General features: G+C 68.1%; 7 protein-coding genes. 3 read left to right on the forward strand and 4 right to left on the reverse strand.

Features of this window, described 5'->3' with window-relative positions; translation table 11 throughout:
* Positions 1 to 8: 8 nt before the first annotated feature.
* Positions 9 to 3,374 carry a hypothetical protein gene (locus tag RN729_RS05345; RefSeq protein WP_310782648.1) on the reverse strand — a complete coding sequence of 1,122 codons (3,366 nt, stop codon included), beginning with the start codon at positions 3,372 to 3,374 and terminating at the stop codon, positions 9 to 11.
* 258 nt (positions 3,375 to 3,632) lie between these two features.
* On the opposite strand from RN729_RS05345, the gene RN729_RS05350 reads away from it, so the two are divergent.
* Complete coding sequence (locus tag RN729_RS05350) at positions 3,633 to 4,478, forward strand: ABC transporter six-transmembrane domain-containing protein (protein ID WP_310782649.1); 846 nt, start codon at positions 3,633 to 3,635, stop codon at positions 4,476 to 4,478.
* Positions 4,479 to 4,487: 9 nt separating this feature from the next.
* Here RN729_RS05350 and RN729_RS05355 read toward each other — a convergent pair whose 3' ends face one another.
* Genes RN729_RS05355 through proC form a run of 3 tightly spaced genes read right to left on the reverse strand, consistent with a single transcriptional unit; the run spans position 4,488 to position 7,990 of the window.
* On the reverse strand, positions 4,488 to 5,924 hold the full coding sequence (locus RN729_RS05355; protein ID WP_310782650.1) for an amidohydrolase family protein: 1,437 nt from the start codon (positions 5,922 to 5,924) through the stop codon (positions 4,488 to 4,490).
* A complete protein-coding gene (locus RN729_RS05360; protein WP_310782651.1) occupies positions 5,921 to 7,123 on the reverse strand; it encodes a DUF819 family protein in 1,203 nt (400 codons plus the stop codon). The genes RN729_RS05355 and RN729_RS05360 overlap by 4 nt, the downstream gene beginning before the upstream one ends.
* Before the next feature lie 42 nt (positions 7,124 to 7,165).
* Positions 7,166 to 7,990, reverse strand: coding sequence for a pyrroline-5-carboxylate reductase (gene proC / locus RN729_RS05365; protein ID WP_310782652.1), 825 nt, complete (start codon positions 7,988 to 7,990; stop codon positions 7,166 to 7,168).
* 222 nt (positions 7,991 to 8,212) lie between these two features.
* On the opposite strand from proC, the gene RN729_RS05370 reads away from it, so the two are divergent.
* Together RN729_RS05370 and RN729_RS05375 are read left to right on the forward strand one after the other, a co-directional pair.
* A complete protein-coding gene (locus RN729_RS05370) occupies positions 8,213 to 8,521 on the forward strand; it encodes a TM2 domain-containing protein (protein WP_310782653.1) in 309 nt (102 codons plus the stop codon).
* Positions 8,522 to 8,864: 343 nt separating this feature from the next.
* Positions 8,865 to 11,786: an Ig-like domain-containing protein gene (locus tag RN729_RS05375; protein WP_310782654.1), complete on the forward strand. Its 2,922-nt coding sequence runs from the start codon at positions 8,865 to 8,867 to the stop codon at positions 11,784 to 11,786.
* The last annotated feature ends 444 nt before the right edge of the window (positions 11,787 to 12,230 follow it).

Raw genomic sequence — 12,230 nt, forward strand, 5'->3', positions numbered from 1 at the left:
TGCGTGGCTCAGGAGACGGCGCGCGGCCGGGTCCGGGTGATGACGGCGGGGACGCCCGAGTCGCGCGCGAGCTGGTTGAACGCGTCGAGCATCTCGCCGAGCACCCGAACGAGCGCGGCCTCCTCCACCATCCACTCGGCCTCCAGATCGCCCCATCGCTCCAGCACGCCGGCCCGAGGGGGAAGATCCGAGCCGTCCACCTCACCCATGAGCGCGGTCAACTGCATGTTCAACAGCCCCTCGTAGGCGACCATGTCCTGCTGCGCCGCACGCCGCTTCTGGAACAGGCGGTCCTCCAGCACCGTGATCGAATCCGCGAGGGCCGTCCCCGCCGCTTCGAGCGCCTCGGCCCCCGAGAGTCCGGCGTCCGTCGCCTGCCCGACGACCGCGTTCACCTGCGCGCGCACGTCCCGGATGTCGTTCACGCCGTTATGGAGCCCCACGATCGCCCCGAACACCGACTCCAGGAAGCGTCCGTTGGCTGCGAAGTCGGTCGCCGAGGCGGGGATTCGCGGGTCCCCGCGCACCTCGAACGATTGCGTCTGCGGCGGCGCGTCTCCTGCCGTCAGCCGGGCACCGTACGTCCCGGGCATCACGCGATACCCCGGCGCGTCCCCGAAGAAGGAGTAGGATTCCGCGACCCGCGGGCCGCTCTCCACGCGCAAGTCCCAGAACACCCGGTTGTGCCCGGGGGCGGCGGGCGCGCGGGAGTGGCGGACCCCCGAGGCCGTCATCGCCGTGTCCGTCGTGAAGGTGCGGATCACCTCGCCTTCCGCGTCGAGGATCTCCAGCACGATGGAGACGCCCTCCGACGCCGCGGATTCCGCAGACGCCTCCGAACCGTCCTCCGGAGCCTCCGCTCCCGGTGCCGCGGCGATCACGTAGTCGATGGCGACGCCCGGCGGCTTGTTCTGCCCCGTGGTCGTCGGACCGACCGGACCCCCGAGTCCCTGACTCACGCGGTACGCCGCGGCGGGCGCGTAGAGATGGTGGGCGCCCGCGGACGCGGCGGACACGGCGTCGGCCCGCTGGCGTAGCGGCGAAAGATCGTCGAGCACCCAGAAGCCGCGTCCCTGCGTCGCCACGGCGAGATCCCCCGCCTGCACCTGCAGGTCCGTGATCTGCGTGAGCGGCATGTTCAGATCCAGACTCCGCCACGAGGCGCCGTCATCGAAACTCACGTACATCCCGAGTTCGGTACCGGCGTAGAGCAGGCCCCGCCGCTCGGGGTCCTCGCGCACGACGCGGGCCCAGGCCTCCGGCTTGTCCGCGGCGATCCCGGCATCGATGCGCGCCCAGCTCTCCCCGTAGTCCGTCGTCCTGTAGATGTACGGCGCGAAGTCGTTGAACTTGTAGCGGCTGAGCGTGATGTAGGCTCCGCCCGGCTCGTGCGGCGACGGATCGAGCGAGTTCACCATCCCCTCGGGCATCCCGCCCGGCGTGACGTCGGTCCACGTCTCTCCGTTGTCGCGCGTAAGGTGAACGAGGCCGTCGTCCGCTCCCACCCAGATCGTCCCGGCCTCCAGCGAGGATTCAGCCATCGTCATGATCGTGTTGTAGACCTCGCCCCCCGCCGCCTCGTTCGTGAACGGCCCGCCCGCCGCGACGTGCTTCTCCGGCTCGTTCCGGGTGAGATCGGGCGAGATCTCCTCCCACGTCACCCCGCGGTCGCGCGACCGCAGCAGGTGCTGCGCTCCGTGGTAGATCACCTCGGGATCGTGCGGCGACACGACGGCCGGCCCGTTCCAGTTCCAGCGGTAGCGCATGTCCTCGGCGTCCATCCCGAGTTGGAACTGCGGGTACGCCTGCACGCTGCGCGTGGAGCCGAGTTCCGTGTCCAGCTCCGTGATGATCCCCTGGATCGAGGTCGCGTACAGGTAGCGCGGGTTGTCGGGATCGAAGGCGACCCAGGCCGATTCCCCGCCCCCCGCGTCGATCCAGTCCTTCCAGCCGAGGCCGCCCCCGTGCGTGGCCCAGCCCAGCATGCCCACGCTCGTGTTGTCCTGCTGTCCCCCGTACATGCGGTACGGGAACCGGTTGTCCACCGCGAGCCGGTAGATCTGCGCCGTGGACTGGTTCTCCTGCGTGGACCAGGTCTCGCCCCCGTTGAAGGTGACCGTCCCTCCCCCGTCGTTGGCGGAGAGCATGACCCGGCTGTCGAAGGGGTTGATCCACAGGTCGTGGTGGTCGACGTGCGGCGTCTGGATTGTCGCCCACGTGCGGCCCCCGTCGATCGACTTGAGGAAGGGCGAGTTCATCACGTAGACGGTCTCGCGGTCCAGGGGATCGGCGTAGATCTCGATGTAGTACCAGGCCCGTCCCCGGAGCTGGCGCTCGGAACTCGCCAGCGTCCAGCTCTTCCCCCCGTCATCGGAGCGGTACACCCCGTCCACATCCTCGTCCGCCTCGACCAGCGCCCATACCCGATCCGGGTCCGCGGGGGAGACGTCGATCGCCGTCTTCCCCATGAGATCGGGCAGGCCCGCGTTGATCTCCTCCCACGTGTCTCCGCCGTCCGTCGACTTCCAGAAGCCGGAGCCGGGCCCCCCGCTGCGGATGTACCACGGCTCGCGGTCGTGGTCCCACATGGAGGCGTAGAGGATGCGCGGGTTCGTGCGGTCCATCGCGAGGTCCGAGGCCCCCGTGTTCTCGTCCACGTGGAGGACGAGTTCCCAGTTCTCTCCTCCGTCCGCCGAGCGATAGATGCCGCGCTCCGGCGTGGGCGCGAAGGGCGATCCCTGGGCGGCGACGTAGACGAGATCCGGGTTCTCCGGGTGGATCCGAATGCGGGAGATCACGCGGGTGGGGGCGAGGCCCATGTGCGTCCATGTGCGGCCCGCATCCGTCGAGCGGTAGACGCCGTCGCCGTGGGAAGTCGTCACGCCGCGGATGGAGTGCTCGCCCATCCCGACGTAGACGACGTTGGGATCCGACTCGGAGACGGCCACGGCTCCGACGGAGGAGGAGGCGACGAAGCCGTCCGTGATGGGGCCCCAGCTGATCCCGCCATCGGAGGTCTTCCACACGCCGCCGCCGGCCGTGCCCATGTAGTAGGTGAGCCGGTCGTCGGGCACCCCGGCCGCGGCCACGGCCCGCCCGCCGCGGAACGGCCCCACGTTGCGCCACCGCATCGACCCGTAGAGCGCGGTTTCGGGGTTGCCCTCCGCCGCCTGTGCCTGAACGAGAACCGTCGAGTGCGGCGGAGTCGCCCCGGACCCGCCCGGGACGGCGGCGCGCACGCCGTCCGGGAGGCTTGCCGCCGCGAGCGCGAGGATCAGCGCCGGGAGCGGGGCCGGTGAGGCCGGACACCGCGACGGCGCGCGGCGCGGGGACAAGGGCATTGCAATCGATGGGATCCACTTGATTGACACCATGACGCGAACCTCCTCGGCGGCGACCGAACCCGGCGGACGGCCGAACCTCGCCGGGGCAGGAACGTTTGGATTGTTTCGGCGGTATGGAACCGATCGAGCCGGAGGTTTCGGCGCAACGATGGTCCACGCAACTTTTTTATGCGGCCACGGTCAATTGATTGGCATCTACGTGTTGTCGCTCGACGGTATCCGTCAGCGCCCCCCGGCGGTCCCCGGGCTGCGGGGGGGGCGCCGCCCGCCCCCTGAAGCGGAGGTCCCATGCGCGTGCTGCTGAAGCGTTTCGCCGGGCGTTTCGCCATCACGATGTCGCTGGTCGTGCTGGAGGCGGTCGGCTGGATCCTGTTCCCGCTCTTCATCGGGCGGGCCATCGACAGTGTGCTCGCGGACTCGACGCGCGGCCTCTACGAATTCGGCGCGCTCGGCATCGCGACCATGCTCATCGCCATCGTCCGGCGCCTCGTCGACAGTCGCGCGTACGCGAGGATCTACGTGGGCCTGGGCGAGGAGATGGTCGGTGCCGATGAGGAGAGCGATACGTCGATCCGAACCGCGCGTCTCGGCATGCTCCGGGAGGTCGTCGAGTTCTTCGAGAACTCCCTGCCCGCGCTCGTCAACAGCCTGATCGGGCTCGGCGGCACCGTGCTGATCCTGTGGCTGCTCAACGTCCCCGTCTTTCTCGGGTGCCTCCTGGTCGCCGTCGCCACGGTGACGCTCTACGCCCTCACCGGACGGCTGACGACCCGCTACAACGAGGGGTTCAACGACCAGTACGAGCGGCAGGTCGACGCCGTGCACAGCGGCGATCCCCGGCGGCTGGGCGAGCACCTGCGCGCCATGATGCGCTGGAACATCCGGCTCTCCGACCTCGAGGCCGGCACCTTCGGCCTGAACTGGGTGTTCATGACCGGCCTCCTGGTCTTCGCGGTGGCCTCGGCGGCGGAACAGACGCTCGAGTATGGAGCGGTGTTCGCCATCGTCATGTACGTGTTCCAGTTCGTGGAGTCGATGCTGGGGATCCCGCTCTACTACCAGCAGTGGCTCCGCCTTCGTGAAATCTCGGGCCGGCTGGCCGGGTTCGGCGTCGAGGCGGGCGCCGCCGCCTAGGCGGGAAACTCAGTCGCGGCGGATGGCCTGGCCGGGCAGGGCGTCTTCGATGAGTTCGGCGTCGCGGACGACGAACGTGCCGCTGACGATGACGTGCTCGATCCCGCCGGACGGCTGCGTGGGCGCCTCGAAGGTCGCGTTGTCGATGACCGTGTCGGGGTCGAAGACCGCGATGTCCGCGTCCGCCCCGACCCGGATCCGGCCCTTGTCCGCCATCTGCGGCACGTAACCCTCGAGCCTCTGCGCCGGCATCAGGGTCATCTTCCGGATCGCATCCATGAGCGTGAGGAGGCCTTCCTCGCGCACGTAGCGGCCGAGAACGCGAGCGAAGGTGCCGGCCCCGCGCGGGTGGCCGTTGCCATCCAGGAACGGGACGCCGTCGCTCGCCACCATCACGAGGGGGTGGGCGAGCGCGAGTTCGAACATCTCCTGCGGGATGATGTGCGCGATGATCCGGCCGCCCGTCTCGCGCCGCTCGTCGAACGTCTCCTCCGTGAGGCGCTCGCCGGTCGCATCCCATTCGATGTCGCTGTAATCGGACCCGAACCGCTCGCGCCAGCCGGGGTCGAAGATCGCGGCCCGGATGTCGGTGGAGGCGGCCGTGTAGGGATAGACCTCCGTCGTCACGTCCAATCCCCGCTCCTGCGCTCCCTCGATCATGCTCAGGAGCGTCGGCACCTGCCCGAGGCCGCTCGATCCGATGTGGACGATGTGCACGCCCGCGCCGGTCGTCGCCGCGTTCGCGATCATCTCGTGTACGGCCTCGATCGAGCTTCCCGGCTCGACCATCCCGGCGTAGCGGATGTGGACAAAGTTCGTCACGCCTTCTTCCGCCGCGAGCTGGAACATCCGGTGGATCTCCTCGCGCCGGGCCCCGGGCGTGTACTGGATGCCGTAGCCGATCCCGAGCGCGCCGCGTCCCAGTTCTTCGCGCAGCCGGTTCTCCATCACCACGACCTGCTCGAGACCGGCCGCCAGCCGGACCGCTTCCTCCTGCCCGCCGAGGGCGAGTCGGCGGGCCGCCCCATGCGAGGCCGTAGCGCCGTAGTGGATGACTGCCTGTCCCTCGCGTCGCGCGTACCACTCCTCGACATCTCCGGTGCCGCTCTCCAGCTCGAGCGCGGTCGTGACCCCGTCCCGTGCCTGAAGCCGGCTCGAGTAGCGATTCTGGCCGTGGGCGTGGAGGTCGATGAACCCCGGCGCCACGACGAGACCGGACACGTCGACCACCGTCTCGCCGTCCAGCGGAGACTCGGAAATCGCGGCGATCGTCCCGTCGCGGATCCCGACGTGGCGCACCGCGTCGAGACCGGATTCGGGGTCCATCACGCGACCGCCGGAGAGCACGAGGTCGTAGCTCTGGGCCGCCGCCCCGACGCCTGTCGAGACCAGCGCGGCGGCAACGGCGATCAGCGTTCCGAGTCTGATGGCGAGGATCCGTTTCATCCGAGCAGCCCCGGAAGCATGCGCGCGACCCAAAGTCCGAGGAAGGTGCCCACGGCGTTGCCCAGCGACCCGATCAGGACGGCGGGAAGCACCAGATCACCGCGCCCGAGGCTGCGCGCCAGCGCGAGTGCGGAGGTGCCGCCGCCGACGTTCGCCTGCGAGGCCACGGCCGCGATATCCACGTCGAGCCGGAGGAGGCGGGCCGCGCCGAAGGTCACGAATCCGTGCACGACGATGATCGTGAAGGCGAAGACGAGGAGCGCGAGACCGAGCGGGCCGATGTCGGCCAGCGCCCGCACGTCGCAGTGGGCCCCGATCACGCACAGGAAGAGGTAGACGGAGAACAGGCCGAGCGTCCGGCTCCCCGACAGGTCCGTGATGGCCCGGAACTGGGCGAGGACGAGGGCGATCACGGTGAGGATCAGGATGTCCGGAATCGGGAACCCCATGGCGGCGGTCCATGCCTCCAGCCGCTGTGAAGTCCACAGCGTTCCGAAACCGATCGCGAGGACGAGGGCGAGATCGACCGGGTGTATGCGCTCGGTGTCCTCGTCGATTCCGAGGTCCGGAGCCCGGTTGTCGGCACCCGGCACCGCGTCGGCGAGCCCACCCCAACTCCAGCCGGACTTCGGCCAGTGCGGCCGCAGCCAGCGGGGGATCGCGATCGTCGCTGCCATCCACACGGTCGTCATGATCGAGTCCACGGCCGAGGCCCCGCCGAACAGCACCCCTTCGCGCATGACGTCGTACCTGAGCGCCACCGCGTTGAAGTTCACGCTGCCGCCCGTGTAGGTGCCCGTGAACATTCCGCCCAGCGGCCCGAACAGGGGACCGATCCGCTCCGGCCCGTCCACGAGGGCCATGCCCGCGACCACGCCGGCCACGGTCCCCAGCGACCCGATGAGAAAGAGCGTGATGATCGGCAGCCCGGCGCGGAGGATGTCGCGCAGGTTGACCTTCAGGAGGAGCCACACGATCGCGAGCGGGGCGACCGTGCGGAAGATCGCGTCGTAGGCCGGGACCGGCTCCGCCTCGGTCGAGGAGGTCGGAAGCAGGCCGAAGTTCGCGATGATCGCGGTGAAGATGATGACCATCAGCGCGGTGCCGCCGTGCCGCAGGAAGGTCCGGCGCACGAGCCACTCCGTCCCCGCGATGACGAGGCACAACGCGGCGACGATATAGAGCGTCTGCGCGGTCACGCCGGGACCCGGTCGGCGATCGGACGTACAGTCACCGGCGGTTCAGTCGCCGGCATAGAGCGACTCCGCCTTCACCGCGGAGGTCGTGATGCCCTTGATGAAGGCGGAGGAGAACCCGCGGTGTTCCATCTCGTTGAGGCCGGCGATCGTGCAGCCGCGCGGCGTCGTCACGCTGTCGATCTCGCGTTCGGGGTGACGGCCCTGGTCCCGGACGAGGGCCGCGGCGCCGAGCGCGGTCTGGGCTGCCATGCGGAGCGCCTCTTCGGGGTGGAAGCCGATCTCGATGCCGCCCTGGCAGGCGGCCCGCACCGCCCGCAGGAAGAACGCCACGCCACAGGCGCAGAGGGCCGTGGCGGGCACCATGTGCTCCTCCTCCACGACGAGCGTGGCGCCGACCGCACGGAACAACTCCGCCACCCGGTCGAGGGCCCCGGCGTGGGCGGGTTCCGCCGCGAGACACGTCATCGACTCGCGCAGCGCGACCGCGGTGTTGGGCATGGCGCGCACGATCGCCACGTCGGGGCCCACGTGCCGGCGAATCGCCGCGATCGACGCCCCCGAGACGACGGACACGAGGAGGTGGCGCCCGGCGTCCACGTGCGGGGCGATCTCCATCAGCACCGCGTCGAGGGCCTGCGGCTGGACCGCGACGATCACCGTGTCGCAGGCGGCCACGGCGCCCGGATTGTCGGACGACACCGGGAACCCCCGTTTCGCGAGATCCGCCACCCGCTGCGTGTGGCGGCGCGTGACGTGGACCTCGCCGGGAGCGTGCGAGCCCGCGGCCACGAGCCCCTCGGCGATGGCGCGCCCGATATTCCCCGCGCCCAGGATGGCGACGCTGGCGGAAGATTTCGAGTGGCGCATATCGAAGCCCCTTCGCGTGTTTCGGAAGTGAGGTCTGCGCCGGACCGGTGGCGGCCGAGCCCGGCGACCCGTGGCAAATCCGCGCTGCCGGCGCGGGGCGCATTGTCGCCCGCGGGCCGCACGACCCGCAAGGCGTTGCCGCCCGAGCGGCGCGGCGATGTCGCCGGACCCGGCCAACACCGCGACATTGGCGGTGTCCCTGCAGAGAACGGAGGACGGAAGATGGATCGTCGGATGGCGGAGTACGAAGCGAAGAAGCAGACGCCGCTCGTGGCGTACATCCTCCTCGTGGTGTTCGGGGTGGTGGGTGCCCACAACTTCTATCTCGGACGACGCGGACAGGCGCTGGCCCAGCGGGTCGCCAGAGGCCGGAATCCCAACAGGAAATCTTCTAACTACATACAGGGCTGCACGATCTGCGTTTCCTGCCTTAGTTCTGGACCTTGCTGGACCGAGCCGCTAGAGCGGGAAAACCGGGGTTGGATGGCGGGACTTCCGCGCCCGCTCCGCCTCTTCGCCGAAGGTTCCTGAGACTCCCTCCTCGCCCTGTACCTTGAAAGCCATGCCGTCGGCACAGTGACGGCGATCCGACCTGTTTGAGCACCCCGACGAGATCCTTCAACCATGGCCTGACACCCGCTGTTCATCGGGTGCATGGTCCCTGCACTGAGCGCCATCCATCGCTACCTTTGTCCCCATGGGATCTCATCTCCGCTCCTTGGCTTCTCGACCGAGGCTTGCCTCCCCGGCGGGCTGCTTCGCTGAGGTGGACCGCACTGATCATCGAGTTGGTCTGCCAGATAGGCATGTCGCTCGCGTCCTCGCTCTCGCCACAGCGGCGTTGGTGGCCTTCACGGCCTGCGGAGACGACCCGATGACACCGGCCGTACCGGACCCACCCGTTCCCACGACGGTGGCGATTTCACCCACATCGGCGGCATTCCATTCAATCAGCGACAGCCTACGAATGATCGCTACGGTGAGCGACCAGTACGGCCAGGAGATGCCCAATGTCGCTGTCGCGTGGAACAGCGGCGATACGTCCGTCGCCACCGTGACGGAAGGGCTCGTTACCGCAGTGGGCAACGGCAGCGCGACCGTGACCGCCACGGCCGGGTCGGCGACGGCCAGCGCGGAGGTGGCAGTGGAACAGTCGGTTGCCGAACTGGCCGTGTCCCCGGCTGCACATACGCTGGTCGCTATCGGTGATACGGTTCGGTTTGCGGCGGAGGCGTGGGATGGGAACGGGCATGTCGTGACGGGCGCGGAGTTCATGTGGTCGTCGGATGACGAGTCGGTCGTTACCGTGGACGCTCAAGGGCTGGCGACGGCGGCGGTGAACGGAAGCGCACGGGTGACGGCAACATCCGCGTCTCAGTCGGCGATTGCCGAGGTGACTGCGGATCAGGAAGTGGCGGAGGTGAGCGTGTCGCGGCAAACAGCCATCTTGGAGGCATTCGGGGACACCGTGCGGCTGTCGGCGGAGGCGGTGAACGCGAACGGCCATACGGTGGCGGGGATGGCGTTCACATGGATGTCTGGCGACACGCTGGTCGTCATAGTGGACAGCGTAGGTCTCGTGACGGCTGTGGGAAACGGGGAGGCGGGGATCACCGCAGCGTCGGGCGCGGTGTCGGGGACGGCGACTGTGACGGTCGCTCAACAGCCGGGCTCGGTGGTCGTCACGCCCTCGACCGATACGCTGGTGGCGTTCGGGGATACGGTGCGGCTGTCGGCAGAAGCGATGGACGCGAACGGCCATACGGTCTCGGGGACGGCGTTCACTTGGGTATCCGGGGACACCTTAATCGCCGTGGTGGACGGCACAGGACTGGTGACGGCCTTGGGAAACGGAGTCACTACGGTTACCGCCGCCTCGGGCGGGGCGCTCGGCGATGCGATGTTAGCCGTGATCCAGTCGCCGGAGTCGGTCATCGTGACCCCGCCTGCGGACTCTATCGCGCCGCAGGAAGTGGTGCGGCTCTCGGCCGAGGCGATGGACGCGAACGGCCATGCTCTAGTCGGCGCGAACTTCAGCTGGTCGTCAAGCGACGGTTCAGTGGCGACCGTCGACGCGTCCGGTTTAGTGTACGGTGTCGCAGAAGGCGCGGCTACAATCTCGGTCGAGGCGGGGAGCGCGCAGGGCACCGCGCAGATCACCGTGTTCAACCCGGATCGCGCGGCGTTGGTCGCGCTGTACGAAGCGACGGACGGGCGAAACTGGGTCAACAGGGAGAACTGGCTCACCGACGCGCCCATCGGTGACTGGTACGGCGTCGAAATGCTTGGTGATCGGGTTGGCTACCTAGACCTCAGACGCAATGGACTCACCGGCCAGCTACCTGCGCAACTGGGTACCCTATCTTGGCTACGTCTCCTACGCCTAGGCGGCAACGCCCTCACCGGAACGATTCCGCCTGAATTGGGCAATACGCGCCTGCGAGTACTCACCCTTGGCGACAACGAACTTACCGGCCCGATCCCTCGGGAACTAGGCAAGCTTGATCGCCTGATCTGGCTGATGCTAGACCATAACGCGCTCACCGGCCCGATCCCGGCCGAACTCGGCAACACGAGCTTGGAGGCTCTGTGGCTGAGCCGCAACAAGCTCACCGGCCCGCTCCCACCGGAGTTGGGCAAACTCAAGAGCCTCGATAGCTTCCTCCTTGACGTCAACCCCGGCCTCCGGGGAGAGATCCCGCCCGAAGTACTGGCGTTGCCCTTGGAAAAGCACTTCGATTCGTATGCTACTGGCCTTTGCGTACCCCGTACCGGCGACTTTGACTCGTACGTTAGGAGGGATAACTGGATCGGCTACGCCTGCGGTGAAACAGAACCGGGCTTTCAGATCGAGTTGGTATTCTACCCGGATGTTCCCAGCCAAATCCGCGAAGCTATGTACTCCCAAGCGGAGTATTGGATGGAAATACTCCGGGACACGGAAGCTCCCGACCTTTTTGGCGTACGGCGCTACCACAGCCCGGACTGGGATCATCATAACCCACCGGAGGTATTCGACGACATCCCGCACGTTTTCGACGACATCGTCGTCATAGTCTGGCTCGCCGAAGTAACCGGAGCCGCATTTGACGGGATAACCGACCTCTTTCGGCATCGCATCCCATACCAAGGCGGTGTGTCGTTCCGCGCGACGGATGCTACGAACACGCGTTGGCTTGATCTCATCGCGCGCAACCAGTTGGGGCACACCCTCGGGATCGGGTCGCTTTGGGATATCCGCGGCCTTCTGAAGAACAAGAGTAGGGCGGGCGAGGTGCGCGACACCTATGTCGTCTCGCCGCTCGCGCAGGAAGCCTTTGATGCGGCTGGTGGCGCGAGCTACAAGGGGCCGAAGGTGCCCGTGCACCAGCACGGTGGCGGCCGGAACTCGAACTGGCGGGCTGATGTGTTCGGGTCCGAACTCATGTCATGGGGCTGGAGCGACCACGTTCCCACGAGCGCGGTGACGTTGCAGGCGCTCGCGGATCTCGGCTACAAGGTCGATCTGAGCCTCGCCGACCCGTATACCCTTCCCGAGACCGCTGCCGCAGCTGCTCTCGGGGCGGACGAGCCGACACTTGACTTGCGTTGGGGGGCCCCGTCCACGGTTGTGGTTTGCCGTCCACAAGACGATCTCCTGCGGGAACTGGAGATCCTACGCCCCGGACTGCCCCGCCTTCGCCATGCCCGTTTCCGTCCGTGTCAATCGGCACAGGCTACACCCCCGGCGCCGAGGAGCTTTCCGGTGCCCTTGAACTCCTCGAAGATCCAATTGTCCCGGCCTCCAGACAGCTAGAATGGCGAAGCGACTGGCCGCCGCTGTCGTGGCCCCGGCAGCCCGGGAAACGGCGGTGTGGGTACTGCGGGAAAGCTCTATGTGGGGCCGTCCCCGGGAGGAAACCGTATGCCTCACCTGCGACATCCGGGAGCGGGCGGTTCGGGGCGAGCACCCGGCAGCCATCGCGATTCGCTTCGGTATCCCCCGATTCCTCGTGGAGGCTGTGCTTGAAGGCGATGCTCACCCGACCCATACCCCTCGGAGGTAGGCGATCGTCCATCCTGGGCGATCCCAGAGCCCACAGATACGCCGAAATCGCTCCAGATCGGTTGTTTCGACCGATCCGCATGGCGAAGGCCGGAGAAGTCACGGCTCACCGCTCGAACCCTTCCCCGCCGCGCTCGGGGCCTTGGGACCGGGGAGGGCGTGGCACAACAGTGCGGGTGATGGTCCGTCCGGGCT

The sequence above is a fragment of the Candidatus Palauibacter polyketidifaciens genome, from assembly GCF_947581785.1.
In the GTDB taxonomy this organism is placed as follows: domain Bacteria; phylum Gemmatimonadota; class Gemmatimonadetes; order Palauibacterales; family Palauibacteraceae; genus Palauibacter; species Palauibacter polyketidifaciens.